Source organism: Eggerthella sp. BIOML-A4 (assembly GCF_009875575.1).
GTDB classification, from domain to species: domain Bacteria; phylum Actinomycetota; class Coriobacteriia; order Coriobacteriales; family Eggerthellaceae; genus Eggerthella; species Eggerthella lenta.
In genome coordinates this window covers 29,052-55,247 of record NZ_WWRX01000015.1, presented here as the reverse complement: position 1 = coordinate 55,247, position 26,196 = coordinate 29,052, and the positions used below count along the sequence as shown (strand labels likewise).

28 protein-coding genes and 1 tRNA gene are annotated in these 26,196 nt (G+C 66.3%); 6 read left to right on the top strand and 23 right to left on the bottom strand.

The window, feature by feature from the left end; translation table 11 throughout:
• Positions 1 to 245 (top strand): SH3 domain-containing protein (locus tag GT613_RS13340; protein ID WP_161172669.1); only part of this gene is annotated, 245 nt, incomplete at its 5' end.
• 116 nt (positions 246 to 361) lie between these two features.
• Here GT613_RS13340 and GT613_RS13335 read toward each other — a convergent pair.
• The 9 genes from GT613_RS13335 to GT613_RS13295 all read right to left on the bottom strand — a co-directional run bounded on the left by GT613_RS13335 (position 362) and on the right by GT613_RS13295 (position 9,428).
• Positions 362 to 446, bottom strand: a tRNA-Leu gene (locus GT613_RS13335).
• A gap of 65 nt (positions 447 to 511) precedes the next feature.
• Positions 512 to 1,495: a Ppx/GppA phosphatase family protein gene (locus tag GT613_RS13330; protein WP_009306185.1), complete on the bottom strand. Its 984-nt coding sequence runs from the start codon at positions 1,493 to 1,495 to the stop codon at positions 512 to 514.
• A 19-nt stretch (positions 1,496 to 1,514) separates the two neighbouring features.
• On the bottom strand, positions 1,515 to 2,534 hold the full coding sequence (locus GT613_RS13325; RefSeq protein WP_015760043.1) for a septum formation initiator family protein: 1,020 nt from the start codon (positions 2,532 to 2,534) through the stop codon (positions 1,515 to 1,517).
• A 184-nt stretch (positions 2,535 to 2,718) separates the two neighbouring features.
• A complete protein-coding gene (locus tag GT613_RS13320) occupies positions 2,719 to 3,099 on the bottom strand; it encodes a metal-dependent transcriptional regulator (protein ID WP_009306183.1) in 381 nt (126 codons plus the stop codon).
• 451 nt (positions 3,100 to 3,550) lie between these two features.
• Positions 3,551 to 3,781 (bottom strand): FeoB-associated Cys-rich membrane protein, encoded by a 231-nt coding sequence (locus tag GT613_RS13315; RefSeq protein ID WP_009306182.1) that lies wholly within the window; start codon positions 3,779 to 3,781, stop codon positions 3,551 to 3,553.
• 69 nt (positions 3,782 to 3,850) lie between these two features.
• Positions 3,851 to 6,388, bottom strand: a complete 2,538-nt coding sequence (locus tag GT613_RS13310; protein ID WP_009306181.1) for a FeoB small GTPase domain-containing protein — start codon at positions 6,386 to 6,388, stop codon at positions 3,851 to 3,853.
• A 148-nt stretch (positions 6,389 to 6,536) separates the two neighbouring features.
• Complete coding sequence (locus GT613_RS13305) at positions 6,537 to 6,773, bottom strand: FeoA family protein (RefSeq protein WP_009306180.1); 237 nt, start codon at positions 6,771 to 6,773, stop codon at positions 6,537 to 6,539.
• Positions 6,774 to 6,897: 124 nt separating this feature from the next.
• Positions 6,898 to 7,203: a FeoA family protein gene (locus GT613_RS13300; protein ID WP_226844574.1), complete on the bottom strand. Its 306-nt coding sequence runs from the start codon at positions 7,201 to 7,203 to the stop codon at positions 6,898 to 6,900.
• Between the two features lie 137 nt (positions 7,204 to 7,340).
• Complete coding sequence (locus tag GT613_RS13295; protein ID WP_161172668.1) at positions 7,341 to 9,428, bottom strand: heavy metal translocating P-type ATPase; 2,088 nt, start codon at positions 9,426 to 9,428, stop codon at positions 7,341 to 7,343.
• Positions 9,429 to 9,650: 222 nt separating this feature from the next.
• Between GT613_RS13295 and thrC the strand changes: the two genes are divergently transcribed.
• Positions 9,651 to 11,204, top strand: coding sequence for a threonine synthase (gene thrC / locus GT613_RS13290; RefSeq protein ID WP_240132893.1), 1,554 nt, complete (start codon positions 9,651 to 9,653; stop codon positions 11,202 to 11,204).
• A 41-nt stretch (positions 11,205 to 11,245) separates the two neighbouring features.
• Positions 11,246 to 11,590 carry a winged helix-turn-helix domain-containing protein gene (locus GT613_RS13285; RefSeq protein WP_009306177.1) on the top strand — a complete coding sequence of 115 codons (345 nt, stop codon included), beginning with the start codon at positions 11,246 to 11,248 and terminating at the stop codon, positions 11,588 to 11,590.
• 33 nt (positions 11,591 to 11,623) lie between these two features.
• Here GT613_RS13285 and GT613_RS13280 read toward each other — a convergent pair whose 3' ends face one another.
• Complete coding sequence (locus tag GT613_RS13280) at positions 11,624 to 12,265, bottom strand: response regulator transcription factor (RefSeq protein ID WP_009306176.1); 642 nt, start codon at positions 12,263 to 12,265, stop codon at positions 11,624 to 11,626.
• A complete protein-coding gene (locus GT613_RS13275; RefSeq protein WP_009608067.1) occupies positions 12,262 to 13,362 on the bottom strand; it encodes a sensor histidine kinase in 1,101 nt (366 codons plus the stop codon). The genes GT613_RS13280 and GT613_RS13275 overlap by 4 nt, the downstream gene beginning before the upstream one ends.
• Before the next feature lie 195 nt (positions 13,363 to 13,557).
• On the opposite strand from GT613_RS13275, the gene GT613_RS13270 reads away from it, so the two are divergent.
• Genes GT613_RS13270 through GT613_RS13260 form a run of 3 tightly spaced genes read left to right on the top strand, consistent with a single transcriptional unit; the run spans position 13,558 to position 16,948 of the window.
• The gene (locus GT613_RS13270) at positions 13,558 to 14,493 is read left to right on the top strand and encodes an ABC transporter ATP-binding protein (RefSeq protein ID WP_009306174.1); all 936 of its coding nucleotides are present in this window, start codon (positions 13,558 to 13,560) and stop codon (positions 14,491 to 14,493) included.
• Between the two features lie 12 nt (positions 14,494 to 14,505).
• Positions 14,506 to 15,726 carry an ABC transporter permease gene (locus GT613_RS13265; RefSeq protein ID WP_009306173.1) on the top strand — a complete coding sequence of 407 codons (1,221 nt, stop codon included), beginning with the start codon at positions 14,506 to 14,508 and terminating at the stop codon, positions 15,724 to 15,726.
• On the top strand, positions 15,713 to 16,948 hold the full coding sequence (locus GT613_RS13260) for an ABC transporter permease (RefSeq protein ID WP_009306172.1): 1,236 nt from the start codon (positions 15,713 to 15,715) through the stop codon (positions 16,946 to 16,948). The genes GT613_RS13265 and GT613_RS13260 overlap by 14 nt, the downstream gene beginning before the upstream one ends.
• Before the next feature lie 106 nt (positions 16,949 to 17,054).
• Here GT613_RS13260 and GT613_RS13255 read toward each other — a convergent pair whose 3' ends face one another.
• The 12 genes from GT613_RS13255 to GT613_RS13200 form a co-directional block, all read right to left on the bottom strand.
• Positions 17,055 to 17,519 (bottom strand): helix-turn-helix domain-containing protein, encoded by a 465-nt coding sequence (locus GT613_RS13255; protein WP_009306171.1) that lies wholly within the window; start codon positions 17,517 to 17,519, stop codon positions 17,055 to 17,057.
• A 30-nt stretch (positions 17,520 to 17,549) separates the two neighbouring features.
• A complete protein-coding gene (locus GT613_RS13250) occupies positions 17,550 to 17,735 on the bottom strand; it encodes a type II toxin-antitoxin system HicA family toxin (RefSeq protein ID WP_009306170.1) in 186 nt (61 codons plus the stop codon).
• Between the two features lie 56 nt (positions 17,736 to 17,791).
• The gene (locus GT613_RS13245; RefSeq protein WP_009608183.1) at positions 17,792 to 19,672 is read right to left on the bottom strand and encodes an InlB B-repeat-containing protein; all 1,881 of its coding nucleotides are present in this window, start codon (positions 19,670 to 19,672) and stop codon (positions 17,792 to 17,794) included.
• Positions 19,662 to 20,237: a hypothetical protein gene (locus tag GT613_RS13240; RefSeq protein ID WP_226844565.1), complete on the bottom strand. Its 576-nt coding sequence runs from the start codon at positions 20,235 to 20,237 to the stop codon at positions 19,662 to 19,664. The genes GT613_RS13245 and GT613_RS13240 overlap by 11 nt, the downstream gene beginning before the upstream one ends.
• Positions 20,238 to 20,247: 10 nt before the next feature.
• Entirely contained in the window at positions 20,248 to 21,189 is a 942-nt protein-coding gene (locus GT613_RS13235; RefSeq protein ID WP_009608092.1) for a type II secretion system F family protein, read from the bottom strand.
• The gene (locus tag GT613_RS13230; RefSeq protein WP_009306167.1) at positions 21,186 to 22,106 is read right to left on the bottom strand and encodes a type II secretion system F family protein; all 921 of its coding nucleotides are present in this window, start codon (positions 22,104 to 22,106) and stop codon (positions 21,186 to 21,188) included. Before GT613_RS13230 ends, GT613_RS13235 begins: the two co-directional genes overlap by 4 nt.
• A 13-nt stretch (positions 22,107 to 22,119) precedes the next feature.
• On the bottom strand, positions 22,120 to 23,439 hold the full coding sequence (locus GT613_RS13225; RefSeq protein WP_009608003.1) for a CpaF family protein: 1,320 nt from the start codon (positions 23,437 to 23,439) through the stop codon (positions 22,120 to 22,122).
• The gene (gene cpaB / locus GT613_RS13220; protein WP_227101181.1) at positions 23,423 to 24,217 is read right to left on the bottom strand and encodes a Flp pilus assembly protein CpaB; all 795 of its coding nucleotides are present in this window, start codon (positions 24,215 to 24,217) and stop codon (positions 23,423 to 23,425) included. The genes GT613_RS13225 and cpaB overlap by 17 nt, the downstream gene beginning before the upstream one ends.
• Positions 24,218 to 24,383: 166 nt before the next feature.
• On the bottom strand, positions 24,384 to 24,989 hold the full coding sequence (locus GT613_RS13215; RefSeq protein ID WP_009608064.1) for a hypothetical protein: 606 nt from the start codon (positions 24,987 to 24,989) through the stop codon (positions 24,384 to 24,386).
• The gene (locus GT613_RS13210) at positions 24,986 to 25,459 is read right to left on the bottom strand and encodes a TadE/TadG family type IV pilus assembly protein (protein ID WP_009608007.1); all 474 of its coding nucleotides are present in this window, start codon (positions 25,457 to 25,459) and stop codon (positions 24,986 to 24,988) included. The genes GT613_RS13215 and GT613_RS13210 overlap by 4 nt, the downstream gene beginning before the upstream one ends.
• Positions 25,459 to 25,932 (bottom strand): TadE/TadG family type IV pilus assembly protein, encoded by a 474-nt coding sequence (locus GT613_RS13205; protein WP_009608061.1) that lies wholly within the window; start codon positions 25,930 to 25,932, stop codon positions 25,459 to 25,461. Before GT613_RS13205 ends, GT613_RS13210 begins: the two co-directional genes overlap by 1 nt.
• 28 nt (positions 25,933 to 25,960) lie before the next feature.
• A complete protein-coding gene (locus tag GT613_RS13200; RefSeq protein WP_009306161.1) occupies positions 25,961 to 26,194 on the bottom strand; it encodes a hypothetical protein in 234 nt (77 codons plus the stop codon).
• Positions 26,195 to 26,196: the final 2 nt, after the last annotated feature.

Below are 26,196 nucleotides of genomic sequence, written 5' to 3'. Positions count from 1 at the left end.
CAGCCGAGAACGGCTCTCCGCAAGCCTGGGACGGTTCCGACGATGGCGAGCAGTCCGAGGAGATCGGTCACGACCGAACCGTCGTATCGGCGACGCACGGCCTGAACATGCGCGACGAGCAGAACGGCAACGTGATCCACGTCCTGCCCCGCGGCGCCGAATGCGACGTGCTCGAGCGCGACGGGGAATGGTGCCGCGTTTCCTACAAAGCGGAAGGGTGGGTGCGCAGCGAGTTTTTAGCGTAATTTCCCGACAATTGGCGACGATTTGCGCGCACTTCGGACAATTTTGGACAATAGGCCGTCTTGAACAACAGGGGAAACGTTTCGATATCCTTAACGTTTCCCCTGTTCATCGTTCTTGGTAGGAGCGGTGGGATTCGAACCCACATGGCCGAAGCCGGAAGATTTTAAGTCTCCTGCGTATGCCAATTCCGCCACGCCCCCGCGTGCGACGGCCCGCTGAAAACGAGCAGGCCCTATGGTAGCAAACTTTATCGGACGGCGGGACCTCAGCGCGCCGCTTCGTCCAAAATGATGCCGTGGAGAATGTCCGATTCGCTGACCGTGAACGAATCGACGCCGGCCAGGTCGAGCACCGTCTGCAGGATCACCATGCCGGCCACGATGACGGGCGCGCGGCCCGGATCGAGCCCGACGATGCGCTCGCGCTGCGCGAGCGGGACGCGTTCCAGCTGGTCGGCCACCCCGTCGAGCATGGGGCGCGTGATGACGGCCTTATGCACGCGGGAGGTGTCGTACACCTCCATGCGCTCGTGGATCGACACCACCGTGGTGGCCGTGCCGGCCACCGCCACCAGCCGCTCGGGTGCGAAGCCCGCCCCGCGCAGCTCGTCGAAGTAGGGGCGCATCCCCTCCTCCACCCACGCGCGGGCCCGTTCGAGCTCGCCGGCGCCGGGAGGATCGGCCGCGAAGAACTTCTCCGTCACGCGACGGCATCCGATGTTGAAGGAGTGCGAGCGATCGGGCCGGCTGCCCGCGCGCCCGGCGATGACCTCGGTCGAGCCGCCGCCGATGTCCACCACGAGCAGGCGCTCCCCCCGGAAGTCGCACGACGCGCCCGCGAAGGAGAGGGCCGCCTCGCGCTCGCCGGGGATGACGGACAGCGTGACGCCCAAGCCCGCCATCAGCGCCTCGAACTCGTCGGCGTTGCGCGCGTCGCGCGCGGCCGACGTGGCCATGGCCCTCGTCGTGATGGCGGGATGTTCCGGCGTGGCGAACCCGCGCAGCACGTCGAGGAAGCGCGCCACGGCATCGGCCACGCGCTGCATGGCCGCGGGCTTCAGCACGCCCGTCGCGTCCACGCCCTCGCCGAGGTTCGTGATGGTGTACTCGCGGTCGAGCTCATGGAGCCGCCCCGCCTCGTCCACGTCGGCCACGAGCATGCGGCACGTCACGGTGCCGATGTCGATGGCCGCGTATCGGCCCGCCTGGAAACCGCTTTCGGTACTCTCGGGCTCCGCGATGGCGCTCATGGCGACCCCTTCCCTCGGTCTACTCGACGCCGAACAGGGCGTCCAGGAACGGCGAGTACCACGTCTCCGGCGCCTCGACGCTGCCCGGCGTGATGTTGGCGCGGAACGTGGATGCCTCGTCCTCGTCAAGGTCGAGGCCGCGCACGTTCGCCGTCTCCTCGCCCTTCTTCACCCATCCGAACTGCTCGTGGGCGCGATCCTCGATGCCGGCGTCGGTCTGCAGCGACGAGACGTCGCTTTCGAGGGCGCCGTTGCGCTCCTCGAGCGCCGCATACTCGGCGGCCAGCTGGTCGCGCTCGCGCAGCGCATGGTAGTACTGCTGCGCCGGCGGGTACAGGAAGGCGCACGAGAGCACGAGGCAGACGGCGACGGCCGCGCTCGCGATGAACTTCGGCGACGACTTGAGCGATGCGAGCGATCCCAGCGAGAAGCCGCGCTTCGCCGAAGCCTGCGGGCTCTCCGCGTTCTGCATGCGCGCGGCCTGACGGTGCTTCGCGCCCATCTCGCCCTTGTACACCGCGGCGCGCGGGCCCGATTGCGAGGCATCGGACGGCTTCGAGCCGCCGAACTGCTTGGTGAACGCGCGCTCGGCCTTGCTCTTGGCGCGCGCCTTCTTGCGCTGCTCCTTGCGGGTCAGGCGGCGCTCTTCGACTTCCTCTTCGGGCTGTTCCTCGATGCGCTCGTCGAACGAGGAGAAGCGGCCCGTGCCGTACGAGCTCGATGCACGGCGCGAGCTCGACGACGCCGGACGCGGCGCCGCATGACGGCCTGCGGGACGATCGAACGTCGATATGCGGGCGAACGAACCGTCGCCGGCTCCCGCGGACGATCGCCGCGCAGCGCCCGACGGGCGCGCGTGCGCCGCCGTTCGCGCGCTCCCCCGCCCCTCGCCTGCCTGGCGGAAGGGCGACTCGAATGCGGGGATGGCATCGACGGAATGGATCACGGGACGCGATTCGGGCGCAGCAGAAGAGGGGCGGCGCGCACGGGTGTCGCGTTTCGCCTCGTCAAACGAGAGAATATAAGGCTGCGTTGCCAAGGAAAGGGGCTCCTCTGTGCATCGTGTTTCGTGTTTGGTTTGTTTAATGCAGAAGCTGGGGAAAGCATACCACACCGACGCCCGCCCTGCCACCGAGGGCGGGGCGGGCGGGCGCGTCGTTAAGAACTTGTTGAATGCTCGCGTGACCGAGGAAAACGGTCAGGGAAAGCGGGGCGAAACCCGCTTACAGGTCGAGCTTGTTAATATAAGAACTCCATTTTTTGAACGATTCGTCGCTGATGGCGTGCTCCATGAGGCAGGCTTCCTTCTCGGCCTGCTCCTCGGGGATGCCGAGCGCCTTCGTGAGGAACGTGAACAGCATGTGATGGCGGTCGAGGACCGACATGCCGTAGGCGTACCCTTCTTCGGTGAGCGTGATGTCGCCGTAATAGGGCTGGTCGGCAAGACCCTTTTCCTTGAGCGAGCTGATCGCTTTGTTGACCGAGGCCTTCGACACGTCGAGCTTCGTCGCGATGTCGACCGACCTGACCGACACCTCCGTCGTGCCTCCCAGCATCACGATGGCTTCAAGGTAGTCCTCGTGCGACATGGACATTTTTTCCACGGAACCCTCCTTTTGTTCGTCGTTCCATGGTACCACACGACAGGCGGAACCAGTTGAAACCGGATGGCGGTGCAAGGGGTGTTGGAGGAGCCGGCGAGGGAAGGGGGTCCCTCGCCGGCGTGCTGTGTGGTGGACGACCAGACGAGAGGAGAGTCCCCACCACCGTGTCAGCAAAAAGAGGAGGTGCCTGCGGGTTCGATTTCCTCGGCCCCGCTGACAATTGTTAGTCTACGATAACTTTTGCTGCGGGGCAATAGAAGTTTACCATGGTTTACAATTCCTCCACATATCGGAGGGAGGGGCGGCTACGGAGAGAGAGTGGGGGGGGGGGCGACCACGGCATCCCCGCTCCCCTGCCCCCGTGCCCTCTGCCCCCGTAAACGACGAAACGGATGTTTCACGTGAAACATCCGTTCGTTGATCGCGTTACGACGCTCTGCGTATGGGGCGGTTAGCGGTGCGACTCCGCAGCGGCTCGCTTCTGCATGTCGGCCACCATGGCGCTGGCAGCGCCGCAGCCCGAGCAGCCGCCGCATCCTCCGGCGCATCCGCCGTGCGCGTCGTCTCCCTTATGGCAATCGCACATGCCGTTGCGCACCAAGCGGCGAACCGCGAGGAACACGAGCGCCAGCACGATGAGCGCGACGACCACCGTAGACGGCGTGAACTCCAAACCAAACATAGCGCGTCCTTTCTCGGAACATCGGGGCACAGGCCCGAGGGGGTTCCCTCGGGCCCGAAGCCGCTTCGCCTACGCGACGCTGCCCTCGGCTTCAAGCTCGCCCGCGACCTTGTCCTTCTTCTTGTCGAAGGTGGGCATGGGGCGGAAAATCTGGAACAGCATGCCGGCCAGGACCACGATGGCCACGACCGTCCACACGTTGAAGCCGATCTCGCCGGTAAGCAAGCCGCCGAACTGGTAGAACATCAATCCCACGCACCACGCGAAGATGGTCATGTAGCCGATGGTGAACCAGGTCCACTTCGCGGTGCCCATCTCGCGCCAGATGGTGCCGATGGCGGCGAAGCACGGCGCGCACAGCAGGTTGAAGGCGCAGAAGGCGAGGATGGCCGGCACCGAGCCCGCAAAGAGGGCGGCGAACGCGGCCCACATGGTGGGATCGGCTTCGCCCACATCGCCCAGGCTGGTCAGGATGCCGACGGTGGCGACGACGTTCTCCTTCGCCACGAGGCCGGTGATGGACGTGACGGTTGCCTGCCAGTCTCCGAAGCCAAGCGGCGCGAAGATCCAGCCGATGCCGTTGCCCAGGCCCGCCATGAGGCTGTACTGGATGTAGTCGTCCATCTCGGTATCGAGCAAGCCGAAGCCCTCGCCCGCGTCACCGAAGTTCATGAGCAGCCAGATGACGATGGTGGACAGGAAGATGATCGTACCTGCCTTGACGATGTAGCCCTTGATGCGGTCCCACGTGGACATCAGGATGGATTTCACCGTGGGCATGTGGTAGGAAGGAAGCTCCATGACGAACGGCGAGGTGGGGCCGGCGAACATCTTGGTCTTCTTCAGCATGATGCCGGAGATGATGATGGCGATGACGCCCAGGAAGTAGAACAGCGGGGCGATCCACCAGGTAGCCTCGGTGTTGCCGCCGGCGATGGCACCGAACACGAGCGCGATGATGGGCATCTTCGCGCCGCAGGGGATCATCGTCGTCGTCATGATGGTCATGCGACGGTCTTTCTCGTTCTCGATGGTCTTCGTGGCCGTGACGGCGGGCACGCCGCAGCCGGACGCGACGAGCATCGGGATGAAGCTCTTGCCCGACAGGCCGAAGCGGCGGAAGACACGGTCCATGATGAACGCGACGCGCGCCAGGTAGCCGCACCCTTCGAGCAGCGCGAGCAGCAGGAACAGGATGATCATCTGGGGAATGAAGCCGATCACGGCGCCGACGCCCGCGACGATGCCGTCCATCACGAGGCTCTGCAGCCACGGCGCGACGTCGACCGCCTCGAGGGCGTTGCCGATGACCGCTCCCAAACCGGGAATCCACAGGCCCCACGAGCCGTCGGAAGCGTCGGGCTCTTCAGCTTCGAGGGCGGTTGCAAAGGCCGCGGCGTCCACCTCGGCGGATTCGCCGGTCTCCTCGTCCTCGACGATGCCGACGACGCCGGCCTTCTCGGCATCCTCCTGGAATGCGGCGAGGGCGCTTTCGTCGGCAGCGGTGGGCTCTTCGGCTTCGAGGGCCGCGGTCGCGCCCTCCACGTCGATGCCGTCTTCCTCAGCAGCGGCGAGGTAGGCTTCGATGTTGGCCTGCTCGCCTTCCCATTCGCCCACGGCCTCTTCGTAGGCCGCGCCGCCGGTGTACAGGAAGCCGTCGCCGGAGATGCCGTCGTTGGCCCAGTCGGTGACCACGCCCGTGCCCACGGAGATGGCCAGGTAGTACACGAGCGCCATGACCACCACGAAGATGGGCAGGCCCAGCCAACGGTTCGTCACCACGCGGTCGATCTTCTGCGTGGTGGTCATGCCCTTGTGCGAGCGCTTCATCGTCTTGTCGATGACGTGCGTGATGGCGTTGTAGCGCTCGGACGTGATGATGCTCTCGGCATCGTCGTCGAGCTTGTTCTCCACCTCTTCGCGAATCGCCTCGACCGCCTTGAGGTCGGCGGCGCTGAGCTTCATGTTGGCGACGGTGCGCTCCTCGCCCTCGAACAGCTTGATGGCGAACCAGCGCGCGGTTGCCGGAGACACGCGGTTGCCCAGAATGCCCTCGATCTTCGTGATGGCTTCTTCCACCTGCGCGTCGAAGGGCATCTTCGGCTCGGCGGGCTTGCCGGCCTTCGCCGCCTTGACGGCGGTTTCCATGAGCTCGGCCATGCCGTGCCCCTTGAGCGCCGTCGTCTCGACGATGGGGCAGCCCAGCTGCTTCGACAGGCCGGCCACGTCGATCTTGTCGCCGCTCTTCTTCACGAGGTCCATCATGTTGAGCGCCACCACGACGGGCACGCCCAGATCGAGGATCTGCGTGGTCAGGTACAGGTTGCGCTCGAGGTTCGTCGCGTCCACGAGGTTCACGACGACGTCGGGGCCGCCGTCCAACAGGTAGTCGCGCGTCACGATCTCCTCGGGAGAGTACGGCGACAGCGAGTACACGCCCGGCAAGTCCGTGATGATCACGTCTTTGTCGCGGGTGTACTTCCCTTCCTTTTTCTCAACGGTCACGCCCGGCCAGTTGCCAACGTATTGGCTGGCGCCGGTCAGATCGTTGAACATCGTCGTCTTGCCGCAGTTCGGGTTGCCGGCAAGCGCTATGCGAATTCCCATGATCAGCCTTTCCATCTGCTTCGAAGCCGGTCGGGGGTCTGCAATCCCCCGTTGGCTCGTTTTTAAGTTAGCTGCTACTAACTCAGTCCCAAAAAAGAAGCGCCGCGGCGCCTCTATCCTCGTCACCTGGCGCTCACGCCTGGCAACGTCAGCCGATGAGGATGCTCTCCGCCTCGCTCTTGCGCAGCGACAGCTCGTATCCGCGCACCGTGACCTCGATCGGATCGCCCAGCGGCGCGACTTTGCGAACGAACACGCTCGTCCCCTTGGTGATGCCCATGTCCATGATGTGACGCTTGAGCGCGCCCTCGCCCGTCAGGCGACGGACGGTGGCGGTGTCGCCGATGGCCACGTCGCGCAGCGTTCGATCTTGAACTTCTGCCATATGCCCCGTTTCCTTTCCTTGAGGTTCCTTGCGGTGATGCCAACTCGATGCGCGCACGCCAAACGGCACGGCAGATGCTTCACGTGAAACATCCGTTCGTGCTCGTGCGTGGCTTGCGGAGGTGCTACGCGGCGGCGTTCGTGATGATATGCGCCGCGACCTGGCGGTTGAGCGCGACCTGGATGCCCTTGACCTCGACGATGAGGTCGCCGGCAGCCTCGGACACCACCGTCACCTGCGCGCCCTCGACGAAGCCGAGGTTCTCCAGATGATGATGCAGATCGCCGCGACCGCGCACCTTCGCGATGGTGCCCGTCTCGCCGCCCTTCAGGAACGAAAGCGGCATCTGCTGGCAGGCGATGCCCTGCGCAGACCCTGCGTCCGTACGACCGACCGTTCCCTGCATGCTCGCAACCGTTGCGTTGTCCATGGTGACTCCCATCGAGTTAGCTTCATGTAACAAAAGTATCTTATAGCAAACTCTCGGGGAATGGAAGCCTTAGCTAACATTTTCCGCATATTGTTGGACTGGAACGAGGACGCTGCAGGGCGCGGGGCGCGGTCGCCTCATTTGTTTTTGAGGGTCATCGCGTTGACGGCGACGATGACGGTGGACAGGCTCATGAGGACCGCGCCCACGGCGGGGCTGAGCAGGATGCCCACCGGCGCGAGGACGCCGGCCGCCAGCGGGATGGCCACGATGTTGTAGCCGGCGCCCCACCAGAGGTTCTGCTTGATCTTGCGCGTGGTGTTCGTGCCGAGGTCGAGCAGGCGCACGATGTCCTCGGGGTCGCTTTTCACGAGCACGACGTCGGCGGAGTCGATGGCGACGTCGGTGCCCGCGCCGATGGCCACGCCCACGTCGGCGCGGGCCAGCGCCGGCGCGTCGTTGATGCCGTCGCCCACCATCATCACCACGTCGCCCGCATCGCGGCGCTGCTGCACGAGCTGCACCTTGTCCTGGGGCAGCAAGCCGGCGCGGAACTCGTCGATGCCGAGCGTGTGCGCCACGGCGCGGGCCGCCGCCTCGTTGTCGCCGGTGAGCATCACGGGCGCGATGCCGCGCGCCTTGAGCTGTCGCACCGCCTCGCGGGCGGTGGGCTTGATCTGGTCGCCCTGCGCCACCACGCCGCGCACCTCGCCGTCGATCACGAGGTAGCTGACGGTGAGGCCACGGCCTGCCAGCTGGTCGAAGGCGGAACGATCGTAGGGGATGCGCTGCTCGTCCAGATAGCGCGCGTTCGCGATGAGGGCGTGCGAGCCATTTTCAAGCACGCCCTTCACGCCGACGCCCGCCACGGCCTGCACGTCGCGCACGGCCGCAGGCTGCACGCCGCGCTGCTGCGCGGCGGCCACGATGCTGGCGGCCAGCGGGTGCGACGACGACTGCTCGAGGCCCGCTATGAGCGCGAGCGCGCGATCGTCGGCGGGGGCGCCGGGGACGTTGGGGGCGTCGGAGGCGTCACCGGCGGGGGCGCTCCGCTTCCCCACCGCGCGCACCTCGGCCACGCGGAAGTCGCCCTCGGTGAGCGTGCCCGTCTTGTCCATCATCACCACGTTCACCCGCGGCGCCACCTCGAGGGCGCGTCGGCGGCGCACGAGCAGGCCGTTGCGCGCGCCGAGCGAGGTCGAGCGCGCCGCCACGAGCGGAATGGCCAGGCCCAGCGCGTGCGGGCACGCGATGACGAACACGGTGACCATGCGCGTGAGCGCGTCCGACACGCTGCCGGTGACGGCGAGCCACGCGACGAACGCGACGAGACCAACGCTCACGGCGGCGTAGAACAGCCAGCGCGCCACCTTGTCGGACAGCACCTCGGCGCGCGATTTCTCCTGCTGCGCCTGCGAGACGAGCTGCATGACCTGGGCGAGGTAGCCCGACTGGCCGGTTCCGGTGACGCGCACGTACAGCGTGCCGTCGCCGTTCTGCGAGCCGCCGAACACCGTGTCGCCCTCATGCGCCTCCACGGCGCGCGCCTCGCCCGTGACGAGCGCCTCGTTGACGGACGACGAGCCGTCCGTCACCTCGCCGTCGGCGGGCACCTTCTCCCCCGCCTCCACCATGACGGTTTGGCCCACCTGCACCTCGTCGAGCGGCACGTCGGCGAAGGAGCCGTCCGCCTGCTTCACGTGCGCCTGCGCCGGCAGCAGTTCGGCCATCTCCTTGAGCGCGTCCCCTGCGCCCATGACGGCTCGCATCTCGATCCAATGGCCCAGCAGCATGATGACGATGAGCGCGGCCAATTCCCAGAAGAAGTCCATGTGCATGCCGCCGTCGTGCGCGACGCTGCCCATGGCGAACGCGTACATGCTGTAGACGTAGGCCGTGGTGATGCCGAGCGCCACGAGCGTCATCATGGCGGGCTTGCGGTTGCGCACCTCGTCCGCCGCGCCGCGCAGAAACGGCCAGCCGCCGTAGACGAACAGCACCGTGGCCAGCGCGGCCACGAGCCAGTCCGAGCCGGGAAACGACAGCGTGATGGGCAGCGCGAGCCCCATCGGCGACGACAGCAGCAGGATGGGAACCGCCAGCACGAGGCTCACGAAGAACCGCCGCTTGAGGTTCACTCCGTGCATCATCATGCCGCCGGAGGAGGATCGTCGTCCTCTGTTCGCGGGCTCGCCCATCGTCTGCACCTCGCTTCCGTAACGCATACGACGCTCAGCGTACCGGGCTTCGCCGCGGCAGCGGGGCGCAGGTTGATTCGTTACGGAACGGAAGGCGCCTGGAAACCCAGGTCGAGCAAGCAGGGCGGGAACGCGGCCGCTTGCAAATTGCGTGAAGATCCTCCGCCGATTCTGCCGCCGGGACAATTCCCAGCATAGTATACTGAGACGCGATACCAGTTCGGCGGAACACGGATGAAAGTGCAGGACATGGCTCAAAACCTCTACTCCGACACGCGCGGGCAAAGCGAGCGCCCCGTCACCTTTACGGAAGCCGTCATCGACGGCCTGGCCGCGGGCGGCGGCTTGTACGTGCCCGAACGCATCCCCGAGCTTTCCCTCGACGAGATCGGAGCGCTGGCCGAGCTGCCGTACGCCCAGCGCGCGGCGCGCATCTATCGGGCGTTCGACGTGGATCTGCCCGCCGAAACCGTCGAAGCGCTTATGGCCCAGGCTTACGGCGACAACTTCGACGACGAGCGCATCTGCCCCATCACGTCGCTTTCGGCCGACACCCACGTGCTGGAGCTATGGCACGGCCCCACGAGCGCGTTCAAGGACATGGCGCTGCAGTGCCTGCCGCGTTTCTTCTCCGCAAGCGCCGCCCAGCTGCGCGAGCAGGGCAAGCTCGACCACGACTTCCTCATCCTGGTAGCCACCTCGGGAGACACGGGCAAAGCCGCGCTCGAGGGCTTCCGCGACGTGGACGGCGTGTCCATCGGCGTCATGTACCCCGACGGCGGCGTGAGCGACATCCAGTTCAAGCAGATGGCCACGCAGCGCGGGCGCAACGTGCAGGTATGGGGCGTGCGCGGAAACTTCGACGACTGCCAGACGGGCGCGAAAAACGTGTTCGGCGACGAGGCCTTTGCGAAGAAGCTGCAGGACGAGCACCGCATCGCTCTTTCCAGCGCGAACTCCATCAACTGGGGGCGCCTCATGCCCCAGATCGTGTACTACGTGTCGGCCTACGCGCAGCTGGCGGCCGACGGCAAACTGAACCTGGGCGACGAGCTGGACGTATGCGTGCCCACGGGCAACTTCGGCAACATCCTGGCCGCCTACTACGCCAAGCGCATGGGCGTGCCGCTGGGCATGCTGTACTGCGCCAGCAACGAGAACCGCGTGCTCACCGACTTCATCAACACGGGCACCTACGACATATCCGAGCGCCCCTTCGTGCTGACGCCCTCGCCGTCCATGGACATCCTCGTTTCGTCGAACCTGGAGCGTCAGCTGTTCGAGCTCACGGGACGCGACGCCGCCGCCATAGCCGGCTGGATGGCCGACCTGCGCGGGCAGCGCCGCTTCCGCGTGGACGAAGAGACCTTCGCCCGCGTGCGGGAGCTGTTCGCGTCGGACTCCATCGACAACGCCACGTGCCTGGACACCATCAAGCGCGTGTTCGAGCAGCACGGCTACCTGTTGGACCCGCACACGGCCGTGGCCTACCAGACCGCCGAGAACCTTCGGGGCGAGAACCCCGTGCTCATCGCGAGCACGGCGCACTGGGCCAAGTTCGGCGACAACGTGTACCGCGCGCTGCACGGCATCGAGCCTGGCGCGCCGCTGCCCGACGACGTGGCCGCGCTGTCGGGCTGCAAGCTGAACGAGCTGATCGCGCGCGAGACGGGCGTCGACGACATCCCCCACGGCCTGGCTGAGCTGGACGCGCTTCCCATCCGCTTCGACGAGATCATCGACGGCGGCACGAACGACATCGAGGCGGCGGCACTGCGTTTCCTCGAGCACCTGGACGACTGACGCGCATGCATGCGCAAGCAACAAGCAAAGGACGGAATCCCATGAGCGACCTTGCGAACCTGAAGCCGACGATCAGGCTTTCCATCATGAACCCGGATGCCGAAAGCGGCTCTCTGTTCGGCCGCGGCATCGCCAGCCTGTGCCTGGGCGTGCGCGAAACCGGCTCGCTCAACGCCGCTGCCAAGGGCATGGGCATGGCCTACAGCAAGGCCTGGCGCATCATCAAGGACACCGAGGCGGCGCTCGACTTGCAGCTGCTGAACCGCGACGGCGCTCACGGCAGCGACCTGACCGAAGCCGGCAACAAGCTTTTGGATACGTACCTCGCCATCGAAGAGAAGCTGCAGAAAGAAGCCGAGGAGCTGTTCGAAGCGGCGTTCAAGTAGCCCCCGTCCCTTTGTCTCATTCCCCTGTCTCATTCAGCGGTCGCGGTAGTAGCGGACGACCAGCTGGGTGCGATTCTTCAGATCGAGCTTCTGGAGGATGGCGCTGATGTGGTTGCGCACCGTGCCCTCGCTGAGGTACAGCCTGGCGGCGATCTCCTTGTTATCGAGACCCTCGGCCACCAGCTCCACGATGGCAGATTCGCGCTCGGTGAGGCCGCTGCGCATCTCGCCGCCCGGCGCGTTCTCCGCGCATGCGGGTCCTCGACTCATAAGGACGTCCATGCGATCAAGCACCTCGCCGCCAAGCACGCTCTGACCGGCCATGACCGTGCGCAAGGCCGGCGCGATGGTGGCCACTTCCTGCTTGATGAGGTAGCCCTTCGCCCCCAGGCGCAGGGCGCGCACGATGTACTCATCGTCGGAGAACGTGGTGAGGAACACGATGCGCGCGTGCTTGTGCGCGCCCAGGATGCGCTCGGCCGCGCCGAGGCCATCGGAGCCCGGCATCTGGATGTCCATGAGCAACACGTCGGGCCGTTCGCGCTCGAACAGCTCGACCGCCTCGTCGCCGTCGGCGCCGAGCGCGCACACCTCCACGTCGTCCTGCGCTTCGAGGATGGTCTGCAGCGACATCCGAACGAACGGGTCGTCATCGACGATAAGCGTCCTGATCATGATTTCTCCTTCGACGGTTCTTTCGGCACGGTGGCGAACACGCGGAAGCCTTTGCGGTAGCCGGTGCGCAGGCGCCCGCCCAGCGAGCTCACACGCTCCTCCATCGTCTGCAAACCGATGCCGGCCTGCGCGGTCGGGACATCCACCGCCGTAGAACGTGCACCGTCGCGCGAACCGTTATCCTGCACGATGAGCTGGTAGAGAGCCGGGTATTCGATGACCGACACGTCGACGCGCGTGGCGTCGCTGTGCTTCGCCACGTTCGACAGCGCCTCGCGGACGACGGCCACCACGCCGTAGGCGACGGGAAGCGGCACATCCTGGACGTCGTACACGAGGCGCACGTCGTCCAAGCCGCAGGCGCCGATGACGCCTTCCAGACGCGCGCGTAGATCGAACGCATCGTCGTGCAGGTCGTGCACGCTTTTGCGCACCGTGTCCATGGCCTCGTGCAACGTCGCGCCCACCGATGCCAGCCCGCCGCGAACGCACTCGTCGTCGGCGTGCACCACTTGCAACGCCTCCACCTGCAGCACCGATCTTGTGAGCAGATGACCCACGTTGTCGTGTATCTCGCGGGCGATGCGGCTGCGCTCGGACAGGGTGGCCAAGCGCACCTCGTAGTCCTGCGCGGCCATGAGCTCGCGGTTCTTGTTCGCAAGCGACAGCGACGCCTCCTGCTGCTCGTCGCGCAGGGCGCGGTAGCGCTCGCGCTCCTCGCCCGCGCGTTTCGTGCGCCACGCCATGAGGCAGGCAGCCGCGCACAGCACGGCCGCGGGGACGAGCAGAACGTCCTGGGTGCGCAGCGCGGCCGCCAGCGGCATGATCCAGGACAGCCGCACGAGCCAGAACCGCTCGCCGAACAGCACGTACGCGACGACCGGCAGCAACGCGGAGAACTCCGGGACGAACAGCGCCGCCAGCTCGTACGCGCCCGCCGCCGCGAAGCGAAGCCGCGCATGCGGGTACACGTCGAAGCAGCACGCCACCACGATGGCGCACAGGAGCGCCGCGACATGCGCGCCGGAGAACGCCGCGAACGGCAAAAGCAGCAAGCACAGCGCAACGAGGATGATTTCGTCGATAACCCGATCCATGGCCATCAGTATAGCGGGCGGCAAGGCGCAGCGCGGCACGAGGACGCGACAAAATGACGAACCGGACGAGGTCCATGACAAATGTCATGGCTCCGGTTGAGACCGATGACGCCGCACACTTACGTGGAAACCGCTACAGGGGCATGATGGTGCCGACAACGAAATCGCGGAACGGAACCGCCACGAGGAGGAACCATGAACATCGTAGCTGTCGACAACTTGGTCAAGCGCTACAACGAGGTGCTGGCGCTCGATCATTTCAGCCTGCACATCGAATCGGGCGAAGTGTTCGGCCTTTTAGGACCGAACGGGTCGGGCAAGACCACCGCCATCAACTGCATCCTGCAGCTGCTGACCTACGACAAGGGCACTATCGAGTTGTTCGGCCAGACCATGCGCCCGTCCAGCTACGATTTGAAGCGCAGGATCGGCATCGTGCCGCAGAACGTGGCCGTGTTCGAGGAGCTGACCGTGCGCGAGAACATCGACTACTTCTGCGCGCTGTATGTGAACGACCGCGCGAAGCGCCGCGACCTTGTTGACGAGGCCATCGCGTTCGTCGGCCTGGAGGACTACGAGAAGTTCCGCCCGCGGAAACTCTCGGGCGGCCTGCTGCGTCGCCTGAACATCGCATGCGGCATCGCGCACAAGCCCGAGCTCATCTTCTTCGACGAGCCTACCGTGGCCGTGGACCCGCAAAGCCGCAACGCCATCCTCGAAGGCATCCAGAATATGAACCGCCAAGGCTCCACCGTGGTGTACACGAGCCACTACATGGAGGAAGTCGAGGAGATCTGCACGCGCATCATGATCATGGACCACGGCCAGGCGCTGGCCACGGGCACGAACGCCGAGCTCAAGGCCATGATCGGCACGGGCGAGAAGATCCAGATCGACGTGCCCGAGCTGGACGAAGCCACGTTGGCGCGCCTGGACGCGTTGCCCCATGTCACCCGCACGCTCTACCGCGAAGGCACGCTGGAACTGGCTTGCCAGAACGGCACGCACAACGTAAGCGACGTGCTGGCCGTGCTGCAGCGTGACGGCGCGCAGTTCGGGCGCATCTACGCCGAGCCGCCGACGCTGAACGACGTGTTCCTCGAGATCACCGGCACCGAGCTGCGCGATTAGGGGGCGGACATCATGTTCAACGTATTCAAAGGCGCACTGCTCGCGCTGGTGCGCGAGAAGAGCGTGTTCATCTGGTCGCTGGCGTTTCCCCTGATCCTGTCCACGATGTTCGTGTTCATGTTCGCGAACCTGGACGAGGCGGGGCAGTTCGAGCCCATCCCCACCGCGGTGGTGGCCGACGAGAACTACGACGCGGCGCCGGGGTTCTCGGAGATGATCGACACGCTGGCGGAGCCGGGAGCCGACCAGATGCTCGACGTGGCGCGCGTAGCCACCGAGCAGGAGGCGCGCGATCTCATGAGCGGAAACGATGCCGCAGGAGCGGGCTACTTCAACATCTCGGGCGATGGAGCGGCCGGGTATTTCACGGTTGACGCCGACGGCATGCCCACCGTGCACGTGAAGGCGGGGGTCACGCCCGACTCGCTGGACAGCGCCTACCAGTCCATCTTGAAGACCATCGGCGACGGATACGTGCGCAACGCGGCGCTCATCGAAGACGTCGCCGCCGAGAACCCCGCCGCGCTGGCCGACATGGCGGCGGTGGAAAAGCTGCTGGACGCCGGCGATCTCACCGAGAAGATCGACGTCACGCAGAACCCGCCCAAAGAATCCGTGCGCTACTTCTTCGCATTGCTGGGCATGGCGGCACTGTTCGGTGGGCAGATCGGGATGATCGCTATCTGCCGCACGCAGCCGAACCTGAGCGCGCTGGGGGCGCGGCGCGCCGTGGGAGCGCTCAGCCGCGCGAAGACGCTGACGGCGACGCTGGCCGCCAGCTGGGTGCTGACGTTCGCCTGCATCGCCATCGCGTATCTGTACATCCGGTTCGTCGCCGGCGTGGATTTCGGCGGACGAGATGCGATATGCATCGCCGTGATCGCCGCCGCGGCCTTGACGGCGACGGCGTTCGGCACGCTGCTGGGCTCGCTGCCGAAGATCGACGAAAGCGTGAAGGGCGGCATGCTGTCCGGCATCGTGTGCTTCGCCTCGCTGTTCGCCGGGCTGTACGGCTCGCCCACGATGAAGCTGGCCGATACCGTGAACGCGGCGGTGCCCGCGGCGCAGCTGGTCAACCCGGCCGTGCAGATATCCCAAGCGTTCTACAGCATCATGTACTACGACACCTACCAGCGCACGATCGAGCACATCCTGATCCTGCTGGCCATGGCTGCGGTACTGTTCGCCGCGTCGGCTCTGTTCATAAGGAGGCAGCGCTATGCAAGTCTTTAAAACCGCGATCAAGACGGTGCTGCGGCACCCGATGTACCTCATCGTGTACGCCGGCTTCCTGAGCATGATGGGCGTGTTCATCGCAAGCGGCCTGACGTTCGGCGGCACGAACGACAGCGAGTTCTCGCCGTACGAGACGAAGTTCGCCGTGATCGATCGCGACGGAAGCGCGCTGTCGGACGGGTTGGCGGCCTACTTGCGGGAGCAGGGCATCGAAGTTCCCATCGAAGACAGCCAGATGGCGTTGCAAGACGCCGTGGCCAAGGGTCAGAGCTCGTACATCCTCATCGTTCCGGAAGGGTTCGGCGACGCGTTCGTGGAAGCCGCGCGCACCGGCGACGAGCTGCCGACGCTCGAGACGGTGTACAGCTTCTACTCCACCGAGGGCAGCCTGATGGACCAGATGGTGAATTCGTACCTGGGCATCGCGGGCGCGTACGCCGGCCTCGAAGGATCGGCTTCGCAGGGCGATATCGTGCAGCACGCAGCCGAGGCCATGGCCGAATCGGCGGAAACGGACAGCGTGGAAGTGGGCGGAACCTCGTCCGAGGCGCAGCGGTTCGTGTTCTTCCTCCAATGGGGCACCTACACCCTGTTCGCCTCCATCATCGTGTGCGTCGGCGTGATGATGACCACGCTCAACCGCACCGATCTGCGCCGACGCAACCTCGTGTCGCCGCTGCCGTCCCTGTCCTACGGGCTGCAGCTGGCGGCGAGCAGCCTGCTGGTCATGACGGCGGTGTGGCTGTGGACGATCTGTTTGGGATTCACCGTGTTCCATGAGGCTACGTCGATGATCAGCGGTCCGGGGCTCGCGCTGATGGTCGCGGCGTCGTTCGTGTTCGCCACGATCCCGCTTTCGGTGGGCTACCTGCTGGGTCAGCTGGGCGTGGGAGAATTCGCCAGCAACGCCTTGGGCAACATCCTGGGCATGGTGATCTCGTTTCTGGGCGGCGCCTGGATATCGTTCGACCTGCTGGATCCGTCCGTGCAAATGCTGGCGCACTTCTCGCCCGCCTACTGGTACACGGGCGCGCTGCAAGCAGCGGCCGACATGGGCGCGGCCACGCCGGAGGCGGTGATACCCATTCTGGAGAACATGGGCGTGATGCTGCTGTTCACGGCGGCGATATTCGCGGTGGCGCTGGTGGCGGGACGGCTGCGCGTGCAGAGCTCGGAAGCCGGGGGCAATGCCGCTGCGGCGCACGCCACGCACGGGTAGGCGCACGAGCGAGGGCGGGAACCGCGTCGGTCGATGGCGAGGGCCCCGCCCTCGCCATCGGTCCGGGAGAACGTTCCTGCCTGACTGCTGGAGTCTAGCCCTCGCGCTACGAAGCCGTTTCCGCGACGCTTTCGAGGCGGTCGCTCTTGCGCGGGCGGCCCGGCTTCGGCGGGTTGTTCAGACGCTCCTTCACGCTGGAAAGGTACACGTAGTTGTCGCGGCCCTGCTTCTTGGCGGCAAGCTGGCCCGAGCAGATCATCTGGCGCACGCGGGCATCGCTCACGCCGAGCAGGTGCGCCGCCATCTTCGTGGTCAGCACGCCCCGCTCGGTATCGACGTCGACCGATAGAGCGACCAGCAGGCCTTCGTGCTCGATCGGGTACGTCGGCTTCGGCAGAGGCTTGTCGAGCTGCAGGTAGTCGTCGATGAGGAGCCAGAGGACTTCCGCAGCCATCGCGACGGCATCTTCCATGTCGTCACCGCAGGTGTAGCCGTTCTCGAAATCGACGAACTGCACGCTATAGCCGTCCAACTCGTTCTCCGTGAAAATCGCAGGATACATGTAACGCATGGTTCGTCCTCTCTCGCGCTTTTTCACACCTCAGCGCCACCGAGCGGTTTTGCGGATGCTCTCCCATAATCCCTTCGGCAGCTCTTTCCGACGAAGCGGCAGCATGATCGTTCGGTCTCCCCGCTTCAGCTTCCGATGAGAGCCTTTGCCTCCTCCGACGTCCTGCCAGCCCTCTCTGAGCAGTCGACGATATATCTCGAACGGTTTCGGCGGCATGCGATCTGCTCCTCTCGAACTATAACTCCAACGTTAGTATTACGCAAGCGTAAGGTTTAGGAAAGCGCGATGCCGTCGTACACGGGAACCGACCATTGCAGGTACGCAACAGTGTTGCCGGTGATGCGGGCCGATCGGGCGGGAGCGCCCTCGCCTGCGGCCGTCGGGTAGGCGCCCGCCTCGCACGTTGCCTCGCGCATGCGGTCGTGCTGCTGGAACCACACGCTGCTCCCCCGATCGAACGAAAGGCGATCGCCGTAGAACAGCTCGCGCGACGGAGGCGGCTCTATGCGGGCGAGCGGCTCGAGCCGCGCCTCGTCAGCGAAAAGCTCTCGGTCGGCGAACAACGCGACGGTGCGATCGGTCAGGGCGTACGAAACCGTCACGCGGTTGCGTCCGTACAGCGAGAGACCCGCCTCGGGCACGATCGAGCCTTCGGCGAAGGGCCGGGTGCACGCGGCGTCGAGGTACCAGCCGTCGAAACCCGCGCAATCGGCCTTCGTCGCCTGGGCCGTCGCCTGGCTGTTCGACCGATACGCGCATCCCGCCTCGACTGACTCCGAGAACACCGCCCCGTCGGCTCCGTCGGCGTAGTAGGCGATGCGCGCATACGGCTGCCATCGCGCATAGTAGGTCGTGCTCGACGCGACGGAAACCCGATCGCCCGTCTTGCCGATCAACGACCCGCCCGAAGGAGCGTCGTACCACCCCTTGAACGTGCAATCGGATTTCGTCCCCGGATCGGGAAGCTCGACGTAACCCTCGTCCCATTGCGCGTAGAGGTTCGTCGTTCCCGTCGTCGCGCGAAGGTTCTTGACGGAGGCCTTGTTCCCGTACGACGAGCCGGTTCCGTCGGCACGCTCGTTCCATGACTTCCAGCCCCAAGTGCAGTCCAGCCGCTTCACGCCTGCCGAGCCTCCCTGCGCGTCGCAGGTGAGCGTGTAGCTGCGTCGGAAACCGTTCGCCGTGAGAGAGCGCGCCGCGTCGTACACGTGCGACGACGACGCGGTGCTGCCGCCCGTCGCGCCGTTGCCGTTGTAGGACACGGTGTAGGATATCGGCTTCCACACTGCGTACAGCGGGATGATGTTCGACCCCGAAGGCGACGGCTGCCCAGCAGCCTCGTCGCGGAAGAACGCCGTCGGGCTGCTTCCCGCCCAATCGTGCGGGATGTTGCTGCACTGCAGAAGGTTCCAGTCTTCGTATCCAATCTTCTGGCCGGGTGCGATGTTCACCGCGCCGTTTTTCGTCGTCGACCACCCCTCGAACGTGTAACCCGTCCTTGTGGGCTTCTGCGACGAGATGTTCGCCGTGGTGCCGATGTACTTGTAGTGCGCAGCCGGCGCGCCGCTTCCGCCGTTCGCGTCGTACTGTATTTTGACGCGCGGCCAGAAATCAACGGACCCGTAGCAATTCAAGCCGTAGTCCGTATTCAGAAGGTATACATGGCAGTACATGAGCGCATCGAACCCGCCGTGCTTCGATATGACGGAGCCTCCCCATCCGTAACCGTAGGTGGCGATGCACCCGAACCCGTTGCCGTTGCCGCTGCCGTCGAGCTTGCCGCTTCCCATCACGGCGCCCGCTCGCGTCCAGCGACCGTTGTCGCCGGTGTACCAGACAAGGTCGTCCTGACCGTTCGCGGCGCTCCATACGGCGAACCGATACGCCTCGATGCGAGAATGGATGCCGCCGGGGGCGTTCCAACTGGGCATGTCGAAGCGCGGTCCGATGGGATCGGAGCCGATGAGCTCGAGGTAGTTCGCTGATGCGTCCGCTCTGATCCAAGCTCGATTGTAGATGGTCTTTGTATCCGTGGTCCTATACGAGTACGCGAACGCCTCGCCCGTCTCCAGGGCGGCGAGGCCGAAGCTGGCTCCCAAAAGCACGGCGGCGGCCAACAGCGTGCGCACCACGCGATGCACCTCACGCTTCATGGTCCGCCTCCCCGCTCTTCCGCTCCAAAGCGCGCTCGAACGCCGCGTTCGCATCGTCCTCGAAGACGAAGCTGCAATCGGCGACGGCGCGCAACTCGTCCTCGGACAGGTCGCGCGCGTCGATCGCCGCGTACGCGATCTCGAGATCGTCGGCTGCGGAAGAGCCCTCGCCGTAGTCGCGCGCGACCGCATCGCCTGCGGCGAGCACGGTGCCGTCGCGCAACATGAGCGACGGGAGCTGCGGGACGATCTCGTACGAACCCGCGCCGAGGTAGGCGGTCTGCACGCCCGACCCCTCGAACACGAGTTGCTCGTCGCAGGTCGCCCCGTCGATCTGCGTACCCGACACGAACACTCCCAGCCCGGTGTTCTCGGACGACCAGCCGTCGCATCGCAAGTTAACCTTCAGTTCGATCGCAGCTCCGTCGACGCCTACGGCATCGACGGAGCGCCCGCACGCCCTCCAGCCGAAGAACGCGACGGACGCCACCACGACCGCAACGACGGCCGCGATGCCGCAGACGACCCGCCTTTCAGGATCCATCCCTTTGTTCGCTCGTCTCACGAAAGCCCCCTCATCCCATCGAATCGTTCAAGAAGTTCAGCAGATTGACCACCGTCGGAACCACGACGAGCGCGACCGTGGGCGGCAGAAAGCACAGCGACAGCACGATATCGAGCTTCGTCGGCATCTTGCGGATGCGCTCCATCGCCTCCGCTTGCGCCGTCTCGCGCGCCAGCGCCGCTTGGACAGCTAGACCCTCCGTCAAGGACGACCCCTGGCTGACCGCCTGCATCAGCTGGGCGGTGAATGCGCTGACGTCCTGGCTGCGGCACCGCTGCCCCAGGTGCTCAAGCGCCTCCTCGCGCGAACGGCCCAGCAGGTTCACCTCCCTGTCGACGAGCGAGAATTCCCGTGCCAGGGGGCCGTCCATGCTTTCCGCGACCTCGCGGAAGCATTGCTCGATCGGAGAGCCTGCCGCGATGGCGATGCCGAGCAGCTCCATCGCGTCGGGCAACGCGAGTTCGATCGCCCTCCTTCGGTTGCGCTCCCTTCGCGATAGCGCCCAGGACGGAGCCATCCAGCCGCATGCCGCGCAGCAAGCTGCCGCGCCCGCGAACGCGGGCGGTTCGAAGCCCATGCCCGCGGCGGCGACCCCTGCAAGCCCCGCGCATCCCAACGCGGACACGACACGGATGCTCCTCCATGTTTCCGGTTCAAGCTCCACGCCCGCCCTGCTCAAACGATCGCGGCTCGATTCGACGTCGGCGCGCGTGAGCGGAACGCGTTTATCGAGAAACGCAGCGAACGCACCGAAAGCCTCGGTTGCACGACGGCGCCGCGACGCGCCGCCCGCACGGTGGCCATCCTTCGAGGCGCTCGCCGACGATGGCGCGACGACGTCGCGACGCGCGGGAGCCGCGTAGCGCACGAACGCTTCGTAAGCGGCGAGCCCGCCTATCGCCCCCAGAACGAGCATCGCGCAAACCGCCGCGCCCGCTCCGCCCGCGATCACCTTCGGCTCCGATCCATCGCCGTGATGCGCTGGCAGGCGAACAGCCCGAACGCCTCCGAGCACCCCGCGACACCCAGCACGATCCAACCAAGCGGCTGTTCCCGATAGAACTGCGAGAAGTCGGCATTCGTCGCGAACATGATGAAAAAGATCGCCGGCATGGCGAGCGCGACGAACCATTTCGCCAAGCGCGTGCCCGCAAGCTCGGTCTTCAGTTCGCGCGACGTGCGCAGCCGCGCTGCAGCATGCGCGGCGATCAGGTCGAGCACGGGCGCGACCGCACCGCCGAACCGCTGCTGAATCCTGACGGCTGCGGCGAGCGAGCGCACGTCGGGGCTGTCGGTTCGGCGCGCCATGCGCTCGAACGCCATCGCGAGCGTCGTCCCGTACGCCGTGTCGGCCAGCACGCGGGCGAGCTCTTCGCGAAGCGGGTCCTCGACGTGCGACGCGGCCGTGCGCAGCGCGCGCTCGAGCGTGAGCGAGCTGCGCACGCTGGCCGCGATCTGGGGAAGCGCGCGGGCGAGCTGCCGGTCGAGCAGCTCCCTGCGCCGTAAGCGCCGCACATGCAGCCGCACGCCCGCCGTCGCGAGGGCCGCAGCGCCGACGACCGCCCCGATCCCCGGATCTCCCGTCAACGCCGCGGCAAGCGAAAGCGAGACGAAGGCGATAGCCGCGACGCCCGCCGCCCAGTTCGCAGCCGGTGTCTCGACCCCCGCTTCATGCAGCGCGCGGGCGAGCCTCGGAAGCTTCGGCTTCTTCCGTTCCGTCGCGGCGGCTTCGCCCGCTTCGTAGAGACCGCGATCGCTCAGCACCCGACCGCGATACGCCGCGCGCTCCTGCCGCACGAGCGCGTACGCCCAAGCGCCTGCTGCAGCGCATGCCGCCACCAGCGCCCAAGGCAACACGAGTCCTATCATGCTTCAGCCCTCCTCATCGATCGAAAAACCAAGCGGGGTCGTACCATACGCCCGATGCGCGCATGCGCTCCTTGATGCGCTGGGGCTGCACGCCGCACGCGCGCCACTCGCCCGCGACGGCGCCGTACGCATCGACGCCCTCGACGTCGAAAACGAACAGCTCGGCACGCGGGATGACGAGGCTCCCTTCGGGAAGCGGATCGATCGCCACGATGCTGGTCACTCGGCGGGCCCCGTCTTGCATGCGTTCGACGTGCACGACGAGGCCGCCCTGCAACGACTCGGCAATCTGCTGGACGATGACGTCGCGGCTGAGGTCGCCGTCGGCGTAGCCCACCATCGTACGCAAACGGCTGATGGCGTTTCCCGGATCGTTGGCATGCACCGTCGTCATCGAGCCCGGATGATCGGTCTGCATCGCCTGCAGCATGTCGTACGCCTCCGCGCCGCGGCACTCGCCGACGATGATGCGATCGGGACGACGACGCAGCGACAACGCCACCAGCTCGCGCATGCTCACCGATCCCTCGCCCTCCGTGTTCGCCTCGCGCGTCTGCATCCGCTCCACATGCGGCGTTTGCAGGCGCAGCTCGGGCGTGTCCTCGATGGTGATCACCCGCTCGTCGGGAGGGATGAACCCAGAGAGAGCGCCCAAGAGGGTGGTCTTGCCCGATCCGGTGCCTCCCGATATCACAAGCGGGCAGCGCGCCTGCACCGCCGCGCGAAGGAACTGCGACATCCCGTCGGTCAGCATACCCATGCGCACGAGATCCTCCATGCCCAGCATGCTCGACGAGAACGTGCGCACGTTGAGCGCCGGCCCGTCCGGCGCGATCGGCGGCACCACGTAGGTGGCGCGCGCCCGGCCTCCCGGCAGCATCGCGCAGCCCATGGCGTGCGCGTCGTCGCATCGCTTGCCCGACTGTTCGGCGATCTTGTTGATGATGCGACGCACGTGCTCCGCATCGTCGAACTCCACATCGGGACGGTACTCGATGCGCCCGGCACGCTCCACGTACACGATGGGGGCGCGAAAAGGCAGCGCCGGATCGTCCAGATCGATGCCGCCGCCGTTGACCATGATCTCGGTGACGGATTCGTCCTCCAGCAGTCGCTGGAGCGGCCCGTAGCGGAGAAAGTCGTCGATCATCGCACTCGCAAGCCCCTCGAACTCGTACGGGGGTAGCGAAATGCCCGACTCGCTCGCAATCTCCTCCACGAGCCGGCGGATGAGCGCCTCGACCGCGTCAGGGCCGACGGCATCGCCGCGCAACCGCACGGCCGCCTCGTCGCGCACGGCTCTCTTGAGCGCACGCTCAGTCGTCCTGTCCATCGGCGCCCACCTCCTCGAACGCATCGTCGGCAGCCACGAGAACGAGGCTGACCCTCCCTGCGAACTGGGCTTCGCGCACCGCGTCAGCCTCCTCGGGCGACACTTCCACCGTGACGGAGGCGGAACCGCTCTGCACGCTGGTTGCATCGTCGCCCACCGCAACGACGCGGGCGCGCTCGCACACCGTCTCGAGGAACGCCTCGCCTGCCGACGCGCCCTCCGCAGACACGATGCGCACCGTGTCGTAGGGCCGCACGTGGCCCGCGAGCCCGGTTTCCACGTCCACCGCGAGCGTCACCGCCTGCAAGCCCGCTCCCAGCTCGGCCGAGAGGCGATCGCCTCCCATCCCCGTCACGAACGACGAGGACAGCTGCGTTCCCGCCGGGATATCGACGATCGCACGCCCTCCCGCAGCGAGCCCCTCGGCATCGAGCGCCTCGCCGCCGAGCGCCGAAGCCGCCCGGTACGTTGCGGGAACGTCCTGCACGGTAACGGCCTCGGCCGTGATAGCGTCGCCCGCGCGGATGTCCGCGGCAGCCACCAGCGTGGGGAGCGCGCCGGCCGTGGCGTGCTCCACCGCTGCGCGCGACGCGGCGGCGGACCATACGCCGTACGAAACCGACACCGCCGTCAACGCTACCGAGGCGGCGACGATCGTCGCCAGCCGTTTGACCCGGACGGTATCCCCTTTCCGCGGCTTGGGCATCGCAGGCTTCGCGCGATCCGCCGCTGCAGCCGGCATCGACGCTGCAGCCGACGCGCCTCCCCGAGGCGTCACGTATCCCGTTCGGCCTCCTCCGACGCTTCCAGCCGCCGGGCCTTCGTCCGTTTCACGCCGCGAAGCCCGCGCTGCGAAGCCTCCGCCCCACGCCGTCGCATCACCGCCGTTGCCGCCCATCACCATAATCGGTTCCTCTCTCTCGTTTCCGCCGGATCGAACCGGCCTATTTCCCGCTCTCGGCCAACGTCGCCCGCGCCGCTTCGGCAAGCTCCGCCGGAAAGGCGTCGAGCGAGTTCAGCGCCTCGTACGTCCATGAGTCCGCAGTCGCTCCCGCCGGGTAGTCGTATCGTCCGCAGCGCCTCGTTTCCGGCCGCCACACCTTTTCCCCGGCATAGGGCATCGCCGTCAGCACCCGGTACGACGCCACCGGCAGCCCTTCGATGCCGTACCCGCGCGCGAACACCGTGGGCGACTCCTCCTCGAACTGCATCCCGACGACCCAGTGGCGCTCCGTCGAAGAGACGCTCTCCTCCGGCGTTTCGTAGAACCACACGGACGCCTTCCCCTCGAACCCCGCATCGCGCGCGGTGCGGACGACGCGGTCGGCCACCATGCGGCCCGGATCGTCCGCGTTTTTCGCCACGAGCGCGAACGATGCGTCCATGCAGGCTGCCCGCGCCGCATCGAGCGCGTTCTCTTGGCGCGCCTTCGCCGCGTAGGCGATGCCCTGATCGACGGAGAACGCCAACACGGCGAACAGCGCGAGAGCCGCCACAAGAACGAGCGGCAGCGCGGATCCGCGCTCGTCCCGACGATCACTTGCGTTCATAGCCCCTCCTGCCTGATCTCTATCGCACGCCCATCCACGAACGAGCAGCGCACGTGACGCTTCAGCACGCGGCCTGCCAGACCGGGCAGATCGGCGACGGCGGGCAGCAGATAGCTCACGTCGTACGATGCCTCGATCACCGTGGACTGCTCTTCGATGGCTCCTCCGTCGCGCACGGGCTGCTCCCGCTTCGTCCGCTCGCTCGTCCAGCTGACGTGCTCCACATGCAGGCGAGCGGGGTCGAGCTGGGTCGACGCGCCCAGGATGCCCTCTTCGACGAACCGCTCCTTGTTCGCCGCCAGCTCGAACCCCGTGGCATCGAGCTGGCGGCACGCGCGCGTGATCTCGGACGACAGCTGGCTGGCCGCAAGCGTCATGCCCGCAAGCTGCACGATCGAGAACACCACCGCCAACAGCAGCGGCAGCACGATCACGAACTGGACCACTTCGCTTCCCCGCTCGCCCCTCATCACCACGCGCCTCCTTCCACCGTTGCGTCGGCCGCGCCGCGAACCTGGGCGCGGAACGCGAACCGACCGGATCCCTCGCCTCCGCTCGACAGCCCCGCGCCGAGCGGCGTGAGGTACGCGCCCTCGAGCACGAGCGCGACCTCGACCGGCCGCGATCGGGCGAACGACGTTCGTTCGTCGTACGCATCCGTCCTCTCGTTGTAGAACCGATGCTCGTAAGGGCGATCCTCGAACTCGCCATAGCGAACCGAGACGTCCAGATGCAGATCGTCGCGGTCGAGCGCCGGCGCCGCAGCGAAAGCCGCCTCGCGCAGCTGTGATTCCGCGACATCGCCCGCAGGATGACCCGATGCCGCCTCGCATACCGCATGCGCTGCGTCGTCGAGCGCCATGGACAGGAACACAGAGCGCCCCAGATCGACCACTGCGAACAGGAACAGGAGCAGCAGGGGCAGCGCGATGACGAACGCCACGACGCTGCCGCCCCGTTCCGAGCGTCCTTTACGCCGCACCGGACGTGATCTTCGAGAACATGTCGGTCACCGAGGTTCCCGCTTTCGTGATGGCGGTTTGGATGTTGCCCTGCAGCAACAGCAGCGCAGCCCCCAAACCCACCGCGAACCCCAGCACGATGACCGTCTGCACGATCTCGGAACCGCCGTCCTCCTCGCCCACGACGAGCAACGCCCTGACCTTGTCCAATCTCGATGCCGTGTTTTTCTTGATCATGTTCATGC